The organism is Enterobacter sp. RIT637, assembly GCF_019718755.1.
Classification (GTDB): Bacteria; Pseudomonadota; Gammaproteobacteria; order Enterobacterales; family Enterobacteriaceae; genus Enterobacter.
Genome location: NZ_JAIHAZ010000001.1, coordinates 680,652 through 699,492, shown reverse-complemented (window position 1 = coordinate 699,492; position 18,841 = coordinate 680,652). Strand labels below are relative to the sequence as shown.

Sequence of the window (18,841 nt, the reverse complement as noted above, 5' to 3'; positions counted from 1 at the left end):
ATCATATTCACTTGAATTATGATTTGCGTCAGACGTAGAATCATTAGCCCTCTAATCATTACATTTTTTCTAAGGTAAACAACGTTATGCGCCTGCCCGAACGCGATCCTTATGCTCCTCGCGAGTGGCAGCCACATGAGAAGCCCGCCCTGCTGGGTTCCCCCTCTACCCCGGAACACCCTACGCCCAAGCGGATCGCTTACGGCGTTGTTGGCCTGCTGGTCTGTCTGACGGGGGCACTGGGTAACGCGGTCGTCACCGCCAATCTGCAAAACCTGCAGGGCACTTTCGGAGCATGGTCAACCGAAATCGCCTGGTTGCCCGCCGTGTATGTGATGACCAACGTTTCCATCAACCTGTTGCTGGTTAAATTCCGCCAGCAGTACGGCCTGCGCGCCTTTACGGAAGGTTTTCTGGTGCTGTATGTGCTGGTGACCTTTTTCCACCTGTTCGTGAACGATCTCAGCTCCGCCCTGATGGTGCGCGCCGCGCACGGCATGGTCGCTGCCGCACTGAGCTCGCTGGGTATTTACTACCAGATCCAGGCGTGGCCCGCGAAGCATCGCCTGAAAGCGCTGACGATTGGCATCACCGGCTCGTCACTGGCAATCCCGCTGGCGCGCCTGTTTTCTACCGAACTGTTGCAGCTTGACGAGTGGCGCGGGCTTTACTTCTTCGAACTGGGACTGGCCCTGATTTCACTCGCCTGCGTGATGGCGCTGAAGCTGCCGCCGGGTGACAGGCGAAAAGTGTTCGAGAAGAAAGATTTCATCACCTTCTTTTTGCTGGCGCCCGGCGTAGCGCTGCTGTGCGCGGTTCTGTCCCTGGGCCGTCTGGACTGGTGGTTTGAAGCCCCGTGGATCGGCTGGTCGCTGGCGCTCTCGCTGGTGCTGATTGTCTCCGCCATTGTGTTCGAACATAACCGCAGCAACCCGCTCCTGAACACCCGCTGGCTGTCGAGCGGCAGCATCGTCCGTCTGGGACTGATCATGCTGCTGATCCGTATCGTGCTGGCGGAGCAAAACACCGGGGTCATCGGCTGGCTGCAGTACGTGGGGTTACAGAACGAGCAGATGACCCACCTGGCGTGGTCCATTTTCGCCGGGATCGTCTGCGGGATCGTCACCAGCTGTCTTACCATCAAGCCCACGAAACTGGCGTGGCCAATCATCACCTCGCTGGCGCTGATGATTATCGCCTCGCTGCTGGACAGCCAGTCCAACAGCCTGACGCGACCGGATCAGCTGATGTTAAGCCAGTTCCTGCTCGGCTTCGGCAGCGCCTTCTTCCTGGCGCCCGCGATGCTGGCGGCCATTGGTGGCGTCATCGCCGACCCGCGCAATCTGGTCAGCTTCTCGGTGATGTTTGGCATGAGCCAGAATATCGGCGGCCTGCTGGGCTCCGCTATCCTCGGCACCTTCCAGACCTGGCGTGAGAAGTACCACTCCAGCCTGCTGGCCGACCAGCTCACCACGCTTAACCCGCTGGTCAACGAGCGTATACAGCTTTACACCCAGATGTACCGGAGCCTGATTGGCGACAGTTCTCTGCTGGGGACGCAGGCGATCACGCAGCTGCAAACGGCGACCACCCTGGAAGCAAACATTCTGGCTTACAACGATACTTATCTGCTGACGGCGAGCATTGCCGCCGCCACGCTGGTCTGGATTTTATGGCGCCTGTTGCGCCTGCGCATCACTGCCCGTATGGCGCTGAAGAACGCCACCGGCAACAAATAATTGAACTATTTCTGGAGAGTTTATGAGTCAGCAGGATGCCGCTAAAGAGCAGGCCAACACCCGCAAAAATGTGCGCATTGTTTCCGTCTTCACCGCCGCTGCCATCGGTATTGTCGGCGTACTGGTGATCCTGTACGCGTGGCAACTGCCGCCGTTCACCCGCCACGCGCAGTTTACCGACAACGCCTACGTGCGCGGCCAGACGACGTTTATCAGCCCGCAGGTGAATGGCTACATCACCCAGGTGAACGTTCAGGATTTTGTGCAGGTTAAAAAGGGCGAGGTGCTGTTTCAGATCGACGATCGTATCTATCGACAGCGCGTCCATCAGGCCGAGGCGCAGCTGGCGATGAAGATTGCCGCCCTGAACAACAACCTCCAGCAGCGTAAAAGCGCCGAAGCGACGATCGCCAAAAACGACGCGGCGCTGAAAAATGCGCGCGCCCAGAGCCTGAAAACACAGGCGGATTTAAAGCGCGTGAAGGATTTGACGGCCGACGGTTCCCTTTCCATTCGCGAGCGCGACGCTGCGCTCGCCAGCGCGGCTCAGGGCAGCGCGGATATCGATCAGGCCAAAGCCACGCTTGAGATGTCACGTCAGGATCTGCAGACCGTTATCGTCAACCGCGGCGCGCTGGAGGCGGATGTTGAAAACGCCAAAGCGGCGCTGGAGCTGGCGCAGATTGACCTGCAAAACACCCGCATTATCGCCCCGCGCGACGGTCAGCTCGGCCAGATTGCCGTGCGTCTCGGGGCGTACGTGACCGCCGGGACGCACCTCACCACGCTCGTTCCGCCTCAGCACTGGGTCATTGCCAATATTAAAGAGACCCAGCTTGCGGAGCTGCGCGTCGGTCAGCCGGTAAAATTCACTGTCGATGCCCTGAACGATAAAGCCTATCAGGGCCGCGTGGAGAGTATCTCACCGGCGACGGGCGTGGAGTTCAGCGCCATCACGCCGGATAACGCCACGGGCAACTTTGTTAAAATCGCGCAGCGTATTCCGGTGCGCATCGAGGTGCTTGGGAAAGCGGTAGAGTACAAGCTGCTGCGCCCCGGCATGTCGGTGCAGGTGACGATTGATACGCGGGAGGCGAAGCAATGACCCTTCGCCCGATAGCGGGTCTGGTGCTGGCGGTGATGCTCGCCGGATGCCAGTCCGTCGATGTAAAACCGGCGCAGCCGACGCTGCAAATCCCCACCCAATGGCGCGCCGATTCCGGCCCTGCCAGCCCGGCGGAGCAGCTCTGGTGGCGGAATTTCCATGACAATAACCTCAACCGCTACGTGGACCAGGCGCTGAAAAACAACAGCGACGTGCTGATCGCCCGCGAGCGGATTAATGAGTATCAGGCGCGAGTTTATGCTGCCGACGGCAGCCTGTTCCCGTCCCTTGATGCGGGCGTAACGGGCACGCGCGCCCGCTCGCAGTCTGCCGCCACGGGTCTGCCAGTCTACGGGACGTTGTACAAAGGGAGTCTGACCGCCAGTTACGACGTTGATATCTGGGGCGTTAACCGCAGCACCGCCAATGCCGCCGAGGCCTCGCTTGAGGCGCAAAAAGCCGCCGCCGCCGCCGCGGATTTGACCGTCGCGTCTTCCGTTGCGTCCGGGTATGTCACCCTGCTCTCGCTGGACGAACAGCTGCGGGTGACCGAATCCACGCTGAAATCACGCGAAGAGGCATTCAACCTCGCAAAACGTCAGTTTGAGACGGGCTACAGCTCGCGTCTGGAGCTGATGCAGTCGGATTCCGAACTGCGTTCAACGCGGGCGCAGGTTCCCGTGCTGCAGCATCAGATTGCGCAGCAGGAGAACGCCCTCAGCCTGCTGCTCGGGAGCAATCCAGGTGATGTGGCACGCAGTGAAAATTTCGACCTACTGACGCCGCTGAAGCTGCCGTCACCGCTGCCTTCCACGCTGTTAAACCGCCGCCCGGACATCGTTCAGGCTGAACGACAGCTGGTTGCGGCAGACGCGACGCTTGCCGCATCGCGCGCCAGCCTGCTGCCGTCGATCAACCTGACCGCAACCGGATCGGTCCAGGATCGCACCCTGTCAGGCTTACTGGATAATCCACTCCAGCTGTGGAGCGTTGGCGGCAGTATTCTCGCACCGCTGCTGAACCGTCAGGCGCTGAATGCCCAGGTGGATATTTCCCAGTCCCAGCGTAATCAGGCGCTGTACAGCTACGAAAAAACCGTGCGTAACGCGTTTGCCGAGGTGAATGACAGCCTTGATGCCATTACGCGCTATCAGGAACAACTGACGGAACTGCTTGCCCAGCAGGATGTGGCGCAGGAGACGCTGCGCATTGCGCAGAATCGCTATCGCAACGGTTATTCATCCTATCTGGACGTGCTGGACGCGCAGCGAACATTGTTCTCGGTGCAGACCAGCGTGGTACAGGTGAAAAATAACCTGCTGCTGGCACAGATCGATTTGTATAAAGCGCTGGGCGGCGGCTGGAAGAATGCATGAACCGCCTTGCGCGCTGATGCCCTCACCCCGCCCCTCTCCCGCAGGGAGAGGGAGAAAAATCCAAGGAGTCAATCTATGCAACAACAATGGTCTGCAGTAGATAATTACATGATTTCTTCACTTATCCCTGATGATGACGTACTTGATCAGGTACTGGAAAACAACAAGCGCGCCGGGCTACCTGAACACGATGTTGCGGCCAATCAGGGGCAGCTGCTGGCGCTGTTCGTGCGCATGACGCAGGCAAGACGTGTTCTTGAGATCGGGACGCTGGGTGCCTATAGCTCAATCTGGATGGCGCGCGCCCTGCCGCCGGACGGAAAGCTGATTACGCTCGAGGCGGATCCGACGCATGCCGACGTTGCCCGCCAGAATATTCGCCTTGCGGGGCTAACCGATCGTATTGAATTAATTGAAGGCCCGGCGCTGAACTCGCTGGAGAATTTGGGTGACGTTCCGCCGTTCGATCTGATCTTTATCGATGCCGATAAGCCCAACAATCCCGGCTATCTGGAGTGGGCGCTGCACTACTCCCGCCCGGGTACGGTGATTATCGGCGATAACGTGGTGCGCGACGGCGAGGTCATTAACGGGCAAAGCGACGACGCGCGCGTGCTGGGCGTGCGCCGTTTTATCGAGATGATTGGGGATAATCCGTGCTTAACCGCCACCGCGCTGCAAACGGTGGGGGTTAAGGGTTGGGATGGGTTTACGCTGGCAATGGTGAATGGGTGAAAATTGTGCGGCCTGATGCCCTCACCCCGACCCTCTCCCACAGGGAGAGGGAGAAAACCGGGCAAGGGTTTTAACCGGAAATTTGCTCCATTGCCTGCAGAATACGTTTATCCGAAATCGGATACGGCGTACCGAGCTGCTGGGCAAAGAAGCTGACGCGCAGCTCCTCAATCATCCAGCGGATGGCCTGTACGTCTTCATCATCGCGGCGCGCCGGCGGCAGCTTGTTCAGCCACTGCTGCCACGCCTGCTGCACGCTTTCCACTTTCAGCATCTGCGCGCGATCGCGGTGCGGGTCGATAGCCATTTTTTCCAGACGTTTTTCAATCGCCTGCAGATAGCGCAGCGTATCGCCCAGACGCTTAAAGCCGTTGCCGGTGACAAAGCCGCGATAGACCAGCCCCGCCATCTGCGCCTTCACGTCCGACAGCCCCAGCGCCATGGTCATATCCACGCGCCCCTTCAGGCGCTTGTTGATATTGAATACGGCGGTGAGGATCTGCTCGACCTGTTTGGCAATCTCCACCACGGTGTCGTTCAGCTCCGCGCGCACCTTTTCATGAAGCTGAGCAAAGCCCTCTTCCGTCCGGACCGGGCCGCCCGCCTCGTGGATCAGCTTGTCCACGCCGCAGGAGATGCAGTCGTCAATCAGATCCAGCACCTTGCCGTACGGGTTAAAGTACAGCCCCAGCTTGGCTTTGTTCGGCAGCTTCTCGTGCAGATACTTGATCGGCGACGGGATGTTGAGCAGCAGCAGGCGACGCAGCCCTCGCCACATCATCTGCTGCTGTTCCAGCGGGTTATCAAAGAGCTTGATCGCCACGCTGTCGCGCTCGTCCACCAGCGCAGGCCAGGCTTTGACCTTATAGTTACCGCGTTTCTGTTCGTAGCTTTCCGGAAGCTGACCAAAGCTCCAGATATGCAGCCCGCTCTGCTCGATACCGTCGTCCGCCACCGCAGAAAGCGTCTCCTGAACTTTGCCTTTCAGCGCCTCTTTCAGCTCGCTCAGGGAGCGCCCTTCCAGCAGCTTTTTGTTTTTATCATCCACCACGCGGAAGCTGATTTTCAGGTGATCGGGCACCTGATCCCAGTTCCAGTCTTCGCGGTCGATGGTGGTGCCGGTCATGCGTCGGAACTCGCGCTCCAGCGCGTCCAGCAGCGGCATCTCCAGCGGCGTGACGCGGCCTAAAAAGGCTTCCGCATAGTTTGGCGCAGGCACAAAGTTACGGCGCACCGGTTTCGGCAGGGATTTGATCAGCGCAATCACCAGCTCGCGGCGCAGGCCGGGGATTTGCCATTCAAACCCGCCCTCATCAACCTGGTTTAGCAGCGGCAGCGGAATATGAACGGTCACACCATCCGCGTCGGCACCCGGTTCAAACTGATAGGTCAGCCGCAGCTTGAGGTTGCCCTGATGCCAGAAGTTCGGGTAGTCGAGCTTGCTGACCGACTCCGCCCCCTCTTTAATCAGCATGCTCTTTTCGAAGTTGAGCAGGTCAGGCGTCTCTTTGCTGGCCTTTTTCCACCAGCTGTCGAAGTGGCGGGCAGAGATCACGTCGTGGCTGATGCGCTGGTCGTAAAACTCAAACAGCGCCTCGTCGTCCACCAGAATATCACGGCGACGGGACTTGTGCTCAAGCTCCTCCACTTCGGCGCGCAGCTTCAGGTTTTCGCGGAAGAAGGCGTGGCGCGTCTGCCAGTCACCCTCCACCAGCGCGTGGCGGATAAACAGCTCGCGGCTGAGCGCCGGGTCAATCTGGCTGTAGTTGACCTTACGCGCGGCGACCACCGGCAGGCCGTAAACGGTCACTTTCTCGGTCGCCATTACCGCGCCCTGCGCGCGCTCCCAGTGCGGTTCACTGTACGAGCGTTTCAGCAGGTGCTGTGCCACCGGCTCCACCCATTCCGGATCGATACGCGCGGCAATGCGCCCCCACAGGCGGCTGGTTTCCACCAGCTCCGCGACCATGGTCCACTTCGGCGGCTTTTTGAACAGGCCGGAACCGGGGAAGATGGAGAAACGGGCGTTACGCGCGCCGGTATACTCCTGCTTTTCGGCGTCCTTCATCCCAATGTGGGACAGCAGGCCGGTCAGCAACGCGATATGAATTTCACGGTACTCCGCAGGCTCGCTGTTAACCGGAATGCCAAGCTCTTTCACCACCTGGCGCAGCTGGGTGTAGATATCCTGCCACTCGCGCACGCGCAGGTAGTTGAGGAAATCCACGCGGCACTGGCGGCGGAACTGGTTCGAGGAGAGCGCTTTCTGCTGCTCGCCGAGATAGTTCCACAGGTTCACAAAAGCGAGGAAATCGGACTCTTTGTCGTGGAAGCGACGGTGCTTTTCGTCAGACGCCTGCTGTTTGTCCATTGGGCGCTCGCGTGGATCCTGAATGGAGAGCGCCGAGGTGATGATCATCGCTTCGCGCACGCAGCCGTGCTTTTGCGCTTCCAGCACCATACGGGCCAGGCGCGGGTCGACCGGCAGCTGGCTGAGCTGACGGCCCAGCGGCGTCAGCTTGTAGACCGTCGCCTGCTCGTCGGTGGTAATGGCGCCGAGCTCTTCCAGCAGACGTACGCCGTCCTGAATGTTGCGTTTGTCTGGCGCTTCGACGAACGGGAACGCCGCGATGTCGCCCAGCCCCAGCGCGGTCATCTGCAGGATAACGGATGCCAGGTTGGTGCGCAGAATTTCCGGGTCGGTAAATTCCGGACGCGACAGGAAATCCTCTTCGGAATAGAGACGAATACAGATCCCTTCCGACACGCGGCCGCAGCGGCCTTTACGCTGGTTAGCGGAAGCCTGGGAGACCGGCTCAATCGGCAGCCGCTGAACCTTCGTGCGGTAGCTGTAGCGACTGATGCGCGCCGTGCCCGGGTCGATAACGTACTTGATCCCCGGCACGGTCAAGGAGGTTTCCGCCACGTTGGTCGCCAGAACGATGCGTCGCCCGCCGTGCGGCTGGAATACGCGGTTCTGCTCGCTGTTTGACAGGCGCGCGTAAAGCGGCAGGATCTCGGTGTGGCGCAGGTCGCGCTTGCTGAGCGCATCGGCGGTGTCGCGGATTTCGCGCTCGCCGCTCATGAAGATCAGGATATCGCCCGCGCTTTCGTTACCCAGCTCGTCAACGGCGTCGAAGATGGCCTGCAGCTGGTCGCGCTCGGTATCGTCCGCCTCTTCCACTATCGGGCGATAGCGCACCTCAACCGGATACGTACGTCCTGACACCTCGATAATCGGCGCATTGTTGAAATGCTTCGAGAAGCGCTCCGGGTCGATGGTCGCGGAAGTGATGATGATTTTCAGATCCGGGCGACGCGGCAGCAGCTCTTTCAGGTAGCCGAGCAGGAAGTCGATGTTCAGGCTGCGCTCGTGCGCTTCGTCAATGATGATGGTGTCGTACTGCATCAGCAGGCGATCCTGCTGGATTTCCGCCAGCAGAATACCGTCGGTCATCAGCTTGACCATGGTGTTATCGCTAACGTGGTCGCTGAACCGCACCTTATACCCGATGCAGCCGCCCGGCTCCGTTTGCAGCTCTTCGGCAATACGGTTCGCCACAGTACGCGCCGCCAGACGACGCGGCTGGGTGTGGCCAATCAGCCCTTTCAGGCCGCGCCCCAGCTCCATACAGATTTTCGGCAGCTGGGTGGTTTTCCCCGAACCGGTTTCACCTGCAACAATCACCACCTGGTGGTCGCGGACGGCCTCAAGGATGTCCTGTTTTTTCTGGCTGACGGGCAGGTTTTCCGGGTAGGTAATCGCCGGGCGTGCGGCTTCGCGCAGCGCAACTTTCCCTGCCGCCTGTTCAATCTCTTTCGCCATCTCCTGGTAAATGGCCTGTTGTGCATCAGGATTTTTAACCTTCTTCACCCCGTGCAGACGGCGGGCAAAGCGCTGTTTGTCGCGCAGCATCAGGGAATCAAGCTGTTGCAGGAGCATCGGGAAGGTTAATTTTTGTTGTTCTGTCATAGCGTTAACGGGCAGTGCACTGCCGGATAAAATCTCTTTTTAATGATGGCTATAGAGTACCACATCAGGGCTTTTAGCGCCTTATTCAAAAAATTCGAACATAGGCTTCGATATATTGCGCTATCTCTGTGGCAGGATTGTGAATAGAGTGTCAACAAGCAACGGGGCAACCCCCTTCAATCAAATGCAACAACAGGAATCACCCATGAGCAAAGTATTAGTTTTGAAATCCAGTATTCTGGCAGGGTACTCTCAGTCTGGTCAGCTGTCTGATTACTTCGTTGAACAGTGGCGTGAACAGCATTCTGCTGACGAAATCACCGTGCGTGACCTGGCTGCAAACCCAATTCCTGTGCTGGACGGCGAGCTGGTTGGCGCGCTGCGTCCAAGCGATGCACCACTGACTCCGCGTCAGCAGGAAGCCCTGGCGCTGTCTGATGAACTGATTGCAGAACTGCAGGCGCACGACGTTATCGTCATCAACGCCCCAATGTACAACTTTAACATCCCTACCCAGCTGAAGAACTACTTCGACCTGGTAGCGCGTGCTGGCGTAACCTTCCGTTACACCGAAAATGGCCCTGAAGGTCTGGTGAAAGGCAAGCGTGCGGTTGTACTGACCAGCCGTGGCGGCATCCATAAAGATACCCCAACCGACCTGGTTGCGCCGTACCTGAGCGTGTTCCTGGGCTTCATCGGCATCACTGACGTGAACTTCGTGTTCGCGGAAGGTATCGCTTACGGTCCGGAAGTGGCGACCAAAGCGCAGACCGATGCGAAAGCCGCCATCGACAGCCTGGTAGCAGCATAAGATTTTGCCCTCTCACCGCCTGGTGGGAGGGTTTTTCTTTTCTCCCGCATTTCGTTATCATCCGCTCCCACTCTCCAGCCGGGCGGCCTGATGTCTGCGATTATTGATTCTTTTATTGCCCCACCGTGTCACGACGACATTGAGATCCTCTGGCAGGATGAACATCTGCTGCTGATCGATAAGCCTTCCGGCCTGCTCAGCCTCTCGGGCAAAAATCCGCAAAACCTTGATTCCGTTCATTATCGTCTGGTGCAAAACTTTCCTGGCTGCACGCTGGTGCATCGTCTTGATTTCGGCACGTCCGGGATAATGGTGATTGCGCGTAATAAAGCGATTAACGCGGCGCTGTGCCATCAGTTTAGCCAGCGCGCCGTGAAGAAGGTTTATAGCGCCCTGCTTTGCGGGCATGTGGAAAATGACGAAGGTGTGATTGACGCGCCGATTGCCAAAGACCCGGCGCTATTCCCGCTGATGTCGATTTGCGCCGTCGCGGGCAAACCGGCGCGCTCCCGCTACCGGGTTATCGAACGTTTTTATCAGGAGACGGGCTTACCGTTGACGCGGGTTGCGCTCACGCCGGAGACCGGGCGAACCCATCAGCTGCGCATTCACTGCCAGCAGCTGGGTCACCCTATTTTAGGCTGCGATTTATATGGCGGTCTTGAATGGCCGGGCGCCGAAACGACGCCGCGGCTGATGCTGCACGCCAGCGGTCTGGATTTCGTGCATCCGGTGAGCGGAGAGGCAATCAACGCCCGTCACGCTGCGCCGTTTTAAAGGGTGTTTACCACATCAAATCGTCAGGGATTTTGAAGTCCGCGTACGGATCGTCTTCGTCCTGCTCTTCCTGGCTGAGCGCGCTGTTTAACACAATGCTGTCGGCATCGCGCTGGGCAATTTTATCGGCCACCACCGCCGGAATAATCGCGTATTCACAGTCGCCGCTGGCGTTAATGACCAGACGGGCAATAGCCAGACGGCCGTTGATCAGCTGAGCCTGAGTTTGCTTGTCGACCTCGATCTTTTTGATGAGATTGCCGTCGGTGAAGTTAAAGGTGATGTTGCCTCTCGCCACGGTGATGCGGTTCATCTCAATCAGCTGCTTCACCTGCGCTTTAAATTCTTTAGCCAGCACCGCCTGCTTCTGCTGCTCGCTCAGCTGCTTGTCGCGCTCGATCTGCGCCTTCTTGTTCTCTTCGACCGCTTCACGGGCCTCACGCGCCTGAACGCGTGATTTCTTTGCCGTGCGCTGTACTTTCGCCACTTTCTTGCTGCTGACTAAGCCCGCTTTCAGCATCTGCTCTTGTAAGGTGAGTTTTGTCATGATCGTTTCTAAACCGGTTGGAAATTTTGGGGATTATAGCGGGAAATGAATGGAAATAAAAAATCCCTCTCCCCCTGCAGCCGGTTAACGACGAGGGTAAAGGGCATATCACGGACATATTGCGAGCTTCGCCCGGCGGCGCTGCGCTTGCACGGGCCTACAAACGACGCTGAACCGTAGGCCGGGTAAGCGCAGCGCCACCCGGCAAGATGGCAGCGACACATCGAGCATTACACTTCATGAACTTCCCTCATGTTGCAGTGAAATTAAGTCACTTCCCCTCTGCCACTGGCTCAGGCATAAATTATGCATTGATAACTTCCTGGCAACATGAACTTAGGATGCATAACCACAATGAGTAAAGCTTTTACATTTAGCCTTAAGCGCAGTTGCTTCGATGAAAATTACAACCCGTCAGAAAATACGCGTACCACGACCAACTTTGCTAACCTGGCACGCGGCGAAAAGCGTCAGGAAAACCTGCGCAATACGCTGGTGATGATCAACAACCGCTTTAACGCCCTGGCGCGCTGGGATAACCCAAAAGCCGATCGCTATGCCGTTGAGCTTGAAATTATTTCCGTTGATATGAACATCGATGGAGAATATAGCTTCCCGGCCATTGAAATACTGCAGACGTTTATTGTCGATAAAAAAACGAATGAGCGCATCGAAGGTATCGTCGGGAATAATTTCTCTTCCTACGTGCGCGACTATGACTTCAGCGTTTTGCTGCTCGATCACAATAAGGATCGTTCCACTTTTAGTATTCCTGAGAACTTTGGTGAACTGCACGGCAATATTTTCAAGCACTTCACCCACTCTGACGAATACAAAGAGCACTTTAAGAAGCCGCCGGTGATCTGCCTGAGCGTCTCCAGCAAAGATACCTACCATCGTACGGGCAACACGCACCCTGTACTGGGGATTGAGTACCAGCCGGACGGTACATCCCTGACTGAACAATACTTTGGCAAGATGGGCCTGAAGGTGCGTTATTTCATGCCTGAAAACAGCGCGGCACCTTTCGCCTTTTATTATTCCGGTGATTTGCTGGCGGATTATACGAATCTTGAACTGATTGGAACGATCAGCACCATGGAAACATTCCAGAAGATTTACCGTCCTGAAATTTATAATGCGAACTCGACCGCCGGACAGTGCTATCAGCCGGATCTGAATCAGCAGGATCATTCATTAACAAAAATTGTTTATGACCGTGAAGAGCGCAGCCAGCTAGCGATTCAGCAGGGCAAATTTACGGAAGAACAGTTTATTAAGCCTTACAAACAACGTCTTGAGCAGTGGTCTCATAACTTCACGCTTTAATTAACCGAATAATAAAGGTGTTCTATTATGAAAACATTGCTCCCGACATCAACGGCTGGCAGCTTACCTAAGCCAACCTGGCTTGCACAACCGGAAACCCTGTGGTCGCCGTGGAAACTTCAGGATGATGAATTACTGGCGGGTAAACAGGATGCGCTGCGCCTGTCTCTGGATGAGCAGACCCGTGCGGGTATCGATATTGTCAGCGACGGCGAGCAGACCCGCCAGCACTTCGTCACCACCTTCATTGAGCACCTGAGCGGTGTCGATTTTGAGAACCGCCAGACGGTGCGCATTCGCAACCGCTATGACGCGAGCGTGCCGACCGTGGTTTCAGCCGTTGCGCGTCAGAAGCCGGTATTCGTGGACGATGCGAAGTATCTGCGTCAGCTGACGGACAAACCGATCAAATGGGCGCTGCCGGGGCCGATGACCATGATCGACACGCTTTACGACGCGCACTATAAAAGCCGCGAGAAGCTGGCCTGGGAATTTGCCAAAATCCTCAATCAGGAAGCGCGCGAGCTGGAAGCCGCAGGCGTCGATATTATCCAGTTTGACGAGCCTGCTTTTAACGTCTTTTTTGACGAGGTGAACGACTGGGGGATCGCCGCGCTGGAGCGCGCCGTTGAAGGGCTGAAGTGCGAAACCGCGGTACACATCTGCTACGGATACGGCATCAAGGCCAATACCGACTGGAAAAAGACGCTCGGCTCCGAGTGGCGACAGTACGAAGAGGCTTTCCCTAAGCTGCAAACCTCAAACATCGACATTATCTCGCTCGAGTGCCACAACTCCCGCGTGCCAATGGATCTGCTGGAGCTTATCCGCGGCAAAAAAGTGATGGTGGGCGCGATCGACGTGGCAACCAACGCGGTTGAAACGCCGGAAGAAGTCGCCGACACGCTGCGCAAGGCGCTGCAGTTTGTCGATGCGGACAAGCTTTACCCGTCCACCAACTGCGGTATGGCCCCCCTCTCCCGTCAGGTCGCCAACGGCAAGCTGAACGCGCTCAGTGCCGGCGCAGAGATCATCCGTCGCGAGCTCAGCCGCTAACGCTGCCAGTACGGCGGCGTGCCAAACCGCTCTACGTAATAATCAATCACCGCCCTGACGTTAAGGGGCGGATGGCGCGCGTTCGGGTATATTGCGGCGATGGTCTGCGGCTCGGAGTTGATCGAACATTCATGCTCCGCCAGAAGCGATACCAGCTCACCGCTGTTTAGCCTTTCGCTCACCAGCCAGTCGGGGAACAGCACGATCCCCATTCCGCCCAGCGCGGCAATCAGCAGCGTTTCAGCGTTGTTGGAGGTCATCAGCGGCGCAACGGGATAGTGAACCCACGCCGCATTTGGGCGGCGAATGAGCCAGCGGTTAGGCCCGGACGATCCGCGATAGACAAGGCAGCTGTGATGCGTCAGATCCTCCGGCGCATCGGGCGCACCGTGCCGTTGCAGATAGGCCGGCGATGCCGCCAGATGATACAGCTGCTGCCCGAGCACCCGCGCGTGAAACGAGGAGTCCGTCAGCGTGCCGATGCGGAACAGCACGTCGGCGGCGTCCCGATGCGGGTCGATAAAATCATCGGTGAGGGTCAAATCCAGGTTGAGCCGGGGGTAGCGCGCCGCCAGCCCCGCCAGGCCGGGGGCTACGTGCCGCTGTCCAAAAAATACCGGGCAGTTAATACGAATCAGCCCGGTTGGCTCGATGGAGCGCTCGTCCAGCTCCCGGCGCGCCTCGTCAAGACTTCCTGCCATCGCCCGGGCGTAGCGGATGAAGAGATGCCCGCTTTCCGTCGGCATCACAGCCCGCGTATTGCGATAAAAAAGCTGCTGGCCGAGCGCGTCCTCAAGCTGGTGAATCACGCGTGACACCTGCGAGGCGGAGATCCCTTCCCGCCGCGCAACCACGGAGAAATTCTGCGATTCATAAACCGCGATAAAGATCAGCAGCGCGCGAATGCTGATATTTCCGGCATCGATCATTAGTGCATTTCCTGCAATGGTGTTTCCTGCATTATGGCATTTTTCTCACTGGTGATACCCCGTATTCTTCGTCGCCTGAACAACGAGAGAGTGAGCTATGCAACTTATTTTAATTTTCCTGGTGATTGCCGGCGGGATGGGGCTGTCCGTAGAGGCGGGCCTGCTGGGCCCGTTGGGCGGCGAAGTGGGTGATTTATGGGCCACGTTCAGCATCTTCGGGGTGGGTGCCGCGCTGACGTTTCTGCTGATGCTGTTTTTCAGCCCGCGCAACAGTCCATCGTTTTTTACCCAGCCGTCCTGGCAACTGCTCGGCGGAGTGCTCGGCCCCGTGTACGTGGTCATTCTGACCGTTGCGACACCCGCTATCGGCATTGCGATGACCATGATTGGCATTCTGGCCGGTCAGGTGTTTAAGAGCCTTATCATCGATCACTTTGGTCTGCTGGGTACGCCGCACAGGAAGATAAACGCGAAACGCATCGTGGCGCTGGTTTTTATTATTGCCGCACTGGTTCTGGTGGCGCAGGGGTAAACGTATGACACTGATGATGATTCTACTGGCCGTCTGCGGCGGCGCGACGCTGAGCATTCAGGCCGCGATCAACGGGCAGCTCGGCAGCAGCGTGGGCGTATTTAAAAGCGCGTTTCTGACGTTTTCCGTCGGCGCACTGGTGACCGCCCTGCTCATTTTCTTCTTTGAGCCTAAGCAGGCGGTCACGCTACTGGACGTGCCGAAATGGCAGCTCCTCGGCGCGATGTTTGGCGTGCCCTATATCGTGATAATGGTGCTCGCCGTACAGCGGATCGGCACCGCCGTCGCTACGGTAGCGGTGATCTTCGGCCAGCTCGCCATGAGCATGCTGATTGATAACTTTGGCTGGCTGGGCAATCACGCCATTCCGTTTTCTCTGAGCCGTCTGGGCGCGGTGGTGTGCCTGGGGATTGCCCTGTACTTCATTTACTCCAGCAGCAAAACCGGCAGCGTCCGCGACTAAGCCGAGGTCTTACGGGTAAAGAACAGCGTCACCGTGGCGACGGTGACGCCAAATTTCTTCATCTCGGTTTTGTTAAACAGATGCGTCTCATCCTGCAGGTACATCCAGTCGTCAAAGTGCAGCAGCCAGGTTTTGCCATTGGCCGTCACGTTCATGCTGTAATGCCAGTTGAAGGCGTTGCCTGCGGCCTGCCCCGTGGCAACCCCTTCAATATCCCCTGCCGTTCCCTCGTAGCGATCGTTCCCCACGCGGCGGATGTGCCAGACCCGCTGCTGCTTCTCGCCATCGTCGTAAACAAAGTGCTCGTTGAGCGTCAGCGTATCGCCGATCACGTCCCCGGCAATTTCAACGTGGAAACGGCGGATCTGCTTACCGCTGCGATCCTGCACCATGCCCCACGCTTCGGTTTTACCCTGGAAGTAATTGAAGATATCAAGCCGCGGCTGCTGCTGGCGATACTCGGCCACCTCCGTGCTGCAGCCCGCCAGCAGCATCGTGAATGCCAGCGCCATCATCAGGAAACGTTTCATTTTTGGCCTCCGATTAACTGCTGACGCAGCTCAGGATATTGCGTGCGGGGGTCGAGCCAGATGGCCAGAAAGCGCGAGCTTAAGGCGGCGGACTGCGGTGGCCCCAGTGGAGTGAAACCTGTCTGCGCGTCAGGCGCGCGGTACCAGAACTGTCCCTGCTGGTTTTTAAGCACAAACGCCAGCTGCGCGCCCGCCCTGACATCCGGCCAGAGCGATTCCAGCCTGCGAAGCCATGCTTCGCTCAGCGGCTCCTGCTGCAAAATTCCCTGCGCCTGCCACTGATCGCGCGTCGCCTCGACCAGATCCTTCCGGTCGATGTCGCGCGCATAGGTAATGACCAGCGCCTGATCCCTGTTTTCGCCCGCGTAGCGTCCATCCGGCGTCAGCAGCTGCGAGGTGTAGACGGTGAAAGGCCCCCAGGTGAGCGTGGCGCTGCCCACTTTGCGCCAGCTTAGCCAGTCGGCGGCGTGCGCGGCCGGTGCCATGATGGTCAGGCAGATTAGCATCAGCAGAGTTTTCATTGTTGTCTCCCCATCAGCAGGTGGAAAAACAGCATTAATACCAGCCAGCCCGGCGCCATCCAGCTGACGACGATAAAGCCAGGCTCCAGGAACGTAATTGCCCCCAGCCGCTCGCCGATAAGGTACGCCACGGGCCCGCCGACGGTCGCCAGCAGCGTTAAGATCCAGCCCGGCAAGGTGGTGGTGCACGTCAGCCGGGTCCAGACGGTGGCGAACATCAGCCACAGCGCCACCATCCACAGGGGCATCAGCGAGTCGCCCGCGAAGGCAATCAGCCCCGTTGCCGCCCAGAGGGCGTCCAGCAGGCTGCCCGCGGCCGCCAGCAAAATGGCGAAAATACGGTGTGCAGGCGGCAGCATCAGGCAGGCAAGGATCGCCAGCGCGAGCCAGACAACCAGCCCCCGCTCGCGAAAGAGCACCACCAGCGTCCAGTAGAGATCGAACGCAATCGCCATCAGGAACACCTGCACGTAACGTCTCATACGCGTTCCGCTGTCAGCTGCACCACGCTGATGGTGCGGGCGTTAAACCCGGCTTCGCAGTAGCCAAAGTAATAGAGCCACATCCGGCGGAAGCGTTCGTCAAAGCCGAGCGTTTCAATCTCCTGCCAGGCGTGGACAAAGCGCTGCCGCCAGTGGGCCAGCGTGCGGGCGTAGTCCGGCCCCATGTCGAAGAGGTTGCGCACCACGAAATCGGTGTGGCTCGTCATCAGTTCGTTCATGGCGGTGACGCTCGGCAGGAAGCCGCCGGGGAAAATGTAGCGCTGGATAAAATCGACGCTTTTGCTGTAGTCGCGATAGCGCTGGTCCTGAATGGTGATGGCCTGAATCGCCATTCGTCCCCCCGGGCGCAGCCGCGCCTGGCAGGTACGGAAGAACGTGGGCAGATAGCGTTGACCGACGGCTTCAATCATCTCTATCGACACCAGCTTGTCGTACTGCCCGGTGAGGTCGCGATAGTCGCAAAGCAGCACCTCAACGCGATCCTGCAACCCGGCGCGGGCGATACGCTCGGTCGCCCAGATATACTGCTCCTGCGACAACGTGGTGGTGGTGACCCGGCAGCCGTAGTGACGGGCCGCATACTCCGCCATCGCCCCCCAGCCGGTGCCAATTTCCAGCAGGTGGTCGCCCGCGTTAAGCGCCAGCTGGTCGCACAGGCGCGCCATTTTGGCCTGCTGGGCCGCGGTGAGATCCTGCTCGTCAGCGGTGAACAGCGCGCTGGAATAGAGCAGCTCTTTATCCAGAAAATGGGCATAAAAGGTGTTGCCCAGGTCGTAATGGGCGGCAATATTTTCGCGTGCCTGCATGCGGGAGTTACGCCGCGTCCAGTGGCGCAGCCGCTCCAGCGGCCTGCCGAGCAGGCGAAACCCGTTCTCCAGACGGCCAAGCACCTCGCCGTTGAGCGCCAGCAGCTCCAGAAGCGGCGTCAGGTGCGCGGTTTCCCATTCGCCGTCCATCCAGGCCTCCGCCGCCGCGAGGCTGCCGCCCATTAAGATGCGCCAGTAAAGGCCAGGCGTGAGGATCTGCACGTCGGCATGCAGCGCGGCAGATGTCTCACCAAAATGAAAGGTCTGCGCCCCTTCACGCAGCGTAAGCGAGCCGCCGCGAATGCCGCTTAGCAGCCGAAAAAGCAGCCAGCGCGCGATGCGGACGTTGCGCGGGATATCGGGTTCTAGCGCAAAGACGGGATCGGTCATGAGCGTTCACTCCTGCTGACGGGATGGTTATACAGCGGCACGCGCTTGAGCCACAGCCGCAGCGCCTGCCAGTAAATGGCGAAAACGGTTTTCAGGGTCATCAGCGGAATGCGCAGCAGCAGCGAGCGCAGCGCGGGGCGCGTCAAAGGCTCCCGGCGCAGCGCCAGCGTGGCGTCAAAGACCTTCGCTTCCTGATGATTTTCAATGTGCATATGCAGCGTGTTGTCCGGGTTGTTGAAGCGCCAGTGGTAAACCATATCCATCGGGTTGAAGGGCGAAACGTGAAACGCTTTCGCCGTGGGCCGGGCGTTCTGCCCGTCTACCGCGTAGTAGTGCCGCTCGTTCCACGGCGTGTTGCGCACCTCGGCGAGCACCCAGAGAAGCGCGCTGTGTTGGTCATAGCAGTAGTAAAAATTGACTGGGTTAAAATGGAACCCGAAGTAGCGCAGCTGCGTCAGGAGCATCACGCGCCCGTTCAGGCGCTCCCCGGTCAGGCTTTCCAGCCTGCTCAGCACGTTCTCTTTGAGCGGCGTGCCGAGCGGATAGTCCGCGTCGTGGAACGAAGCGGCAGCAAAGCGGTTACGGCGTACCCCGACCGAGGGCAATGTTTCCAGTTCATCGAGATCCAGCCAGGCCATAAAGACGCTGTAGCGGAAGTCGTGGGTTGTCGGCTGAAGGCGGCGGTGGCGCAATACGCCGTGGTAGAGGCAGCTGTTCAT

Annotated in this window: 18 protein-coding genes; 10 read left to right on the top strand and 8 right to left on the bottom strand. The window is 58.4% G+C overall.

Translation table 11 applies throughout. From position 1 onward, the window contains the following. The first annotated feature begins 86 nt into the window (after window positions 1-86). The 4 genes from K5E19_RS03405 to K5E19_RS03390 all read left to right on the top strand — a co-directional run bounded on the left by K5E19_RS03405 (window position 87) and on the right by K5E19_RS03390 (window position 4,955). On the top strand, window positions 87-1,739 hold the full coding sequence (locus K5E19_RS03405; RefSeq protein ID WP_221549974.1) for an MFS transporter: 1,653 nt from the start codon (window positions 87-89) through the stop codon (window positions 1,737-1,739). A gap of 22 nt (window positions 1,740-1,761) precedes the next feature. Beyond that, a complete protein-coding gene (locus K5E19_RS03400; RefSeq protein ID WP_221549973.1) occupies window positions 1,762-2,844 on the top strand; it encodes an HlyD family secretion protein in 1,083 nt (360 codons plus the stop codon). Next, a complete protein-coding gene (locus K5E19_RS03395) occupies window positions 2,841-4,220 on the top strand; it encodes an efflux transporter outer membrane subunit (protein WP_221549972.1) in 1,380 nt (459 codons plus the stop codon). The genes K5E19_RS03400 and K5E19_RS03395 overlap by 4 nt, the downstream gene beginning before the upstream one ends. Before the next feature lie 75 nt (window positions 4,221-4,295). Beyond that, window positions 4,296-4,955: an O-methyltransferase gene (locus K5E19_RS03390; RefSeq protein WP_221549971.1), complete on the top strand. Its 660-nt coding sequence runs from the start codon at window positions 4,296-4,298 to the stop codon at window positions 4,953-4,955. Between the two features lie 70 nt (window positions 4,956-5,025). On the opposite strand, the gene hrpA is transcribed toward K5E19_RS03390, so the two are convergent. Continuing rightward, the gene (gene hrpA / locus K5E19_RS03385; RefSeq protein WP_221549970.1) at window positions 5,026-8,928 is read right to left on the bottom strand and encodes an ATP-dependent RNA helicase HrpA; all 3,903 of its coding nucleotides are present in this window, start codon (window positions 8,926-8,928) and stop codon (window positions 5,026-5,028) included. A 205-nt stretch (window positions 8,929-9,133) separates the two neighbouring features. Between hrpA and azoR the strand changes: the two genes are divergently transcribed. Next, a complete protein-coding gene (gene azoR, locus K5E19_RS03380; protein WP_221549969.1) occupies window positions 9,134-9,739 on the top strand; it encodes an FMN-dependent NADH-azoreductase in 606 nt (201 codons plus the stop codon). A 90-nt stretch (window positions 9,740-9,829) separates the two neighbouring features. Beyond that, window positions 9,830-10,516, top strand: coding sequence for an RluA family pseudouridine synthase (locus K5E19_RS03375; RefSeq protein WP_221549968.1), 687 nt, complete (start codon window positions 9,830-9,832; stop codon window positions 10,514-10,516). A 7-nt stretch (window positions 10,517-10,523) separates the two neighbouring features. On the opposite strand, the gene K5E19_RS03370 is transcribed toward K5E19_RS03375, so the two are convergent. Then, the gene (locus K5E19_RS03370; RefSeq protein ID WP_193939686.1) at window positions 10,524-11,063 is read right to left on the bottom strand and encodes a DUF2058 domain-containing protein; all 540 of its coding nucleotides are present in this window, start codon (window positions 11,061-11,063) and stop codon (window positions 10,524-10,526) included. A 354-nt stretch (window positions 11,064-11,417) separates the two neighbouring features. Here K5E19_RS03370 and K5E19_RS03365 point away from each other — a divergent pair, with 354 nt between their 5' ends. Further along, complete coding sequence (locus tag K5E19_RS03365) at window positions 11,418-12,392, top strand: DUF1852 domain-containing protein (RefSeq protein ID WP_221549967.1); 975 nt, start codon at window positions 11,418-11,420, stop codon at window positions 12,390-12,392. A gap of 27 nt (window positions 12,393-12,419) precedes the next feature. Further along, a complete protein-coding gene (locus K5E19_RS03360) occupies window positions 12,420-13,448 on the top strand; it encodes a methionine synthase (RefSeq protein ID WP_221549966.1) in 1,029 nt (342 codons plus the stop codon). Here the strand turns inward: K5E19_RS03360 and K5E19_RS03355 are convergent. After that, complete coding sequence (locus K5E19_RS03355; RefSeq protein WP_221549965.1) at window positions 13,445-14,377, bottom strand: LysR family transcriptional regulator; 933 nt, start codon at window positions 14,375-14,377, stop codon at window positions 13,445-13,447. The genes K5E19_RS03360 and K5E19_RS03355 overlap by 4 nt on opposite strands. A gap of 97 nt (window positions 14,378-14,474) precedes the next feature. Between K5E19_RS03355 and K5E19_RS03350 the strand changes: the two genes are divergently transcribed. Continuing rightward, complete coding sequence (locus K5E19_RS03350; protein WP_010430856.1) at window positions 14,475-14,909, top strand: DMT family transporter; 435 nt, start codon at window positions 14,475-14,477, stop codon at window positions 14,907-14,909. Window positions 14,910-14,913: 4 nt separating this feature from the next. Continuing rightward, entirely contained in the window at window positions 14,914-15,372 is a 459-nt protein-coding gene (locus K5E19_RS03345; RefSeq protein ID WP_221549964.1) for a DMT family transporter, read from the top strand. Here the strand turns inward: K5E19_RS03345 and K5E19_RS03340 are convergent. From K5E19_RS03340 to K5E19_RS03320, 5 genes are read right to left on the bottom strand one after another with little or no spacing between them, the layout of a single operon-like run. Beyond that, a complete protein-coding gene (locus tag K5E19_RS03340; protein WP_221549963.1) occupies window positions 15,369-15,902 on the bottom strand; it encodes a DUF3833 domain-containing protein in 534 nt (177 codons plus the stop codon). The two genes, K5E19_RS03345 and K5E19_RS03340, sit on opposite strands and share 4 nt — an antisense overlap. Further along, window positions 15,899-16,423, bottom strand: a complete 525-nt coding sequence (locus tag K5E19_RS03335; RefSeq protein ID WP_221549962.1) for a hypothetical protein — start codon at window positions 16,421-16,423, stop codon at window positions 15,899-15,901. Before K5E19_RS03335 ends, K5E19_RS03340 begins: the two co-directional genes overlap by 4 nt. Continuing rightward, window positions 16,420-16,905, bottom strand: coding sequence for a DUF2878 domain-containing protein (locus K5E19_RS03330; RefSeq protein ID WP_221549961.1), 486 nt, complete (start codon window positions 16,903-16,905; stop codon window positions 16,420-16,422). The genes K5E19_RS03335 and K5E19_RS03330 overlap by 4 nt, the downstream gene beginning before the upstream one ends. After that, on the bottom strand, window positions 16,902-18,122 hold the full coding sequence (locus tag K5E19_RS03325; protein WP_221549960.1) for a cyclopropane-fatty-acyl-phospholipid synthase family protein: 1,221 nt from the start codon (window positions 18,120-18,122) through the stop codon (window positions 16,902-16,904). Before K5E19_RS03325 ends, K5E19_RS03330 begins: the two co-directional genes overlap by 4 nt. Further along, window positions 18,119-18,841 (bottom strand): DUF1365 domain-containing protein, encoded by a 723-nt coding sequence (locus K5E19_RS03320; RefSeq protein ID WP_221549959.1) that lies wholly within the window; start codon window positions 18,839-18,841, stop codon window positions 18,119-18,121. The genes K5E19_RS03325 and K5E19_RS03320 overlap by 4 nt, the downstream gene beginning before the upstream one ends.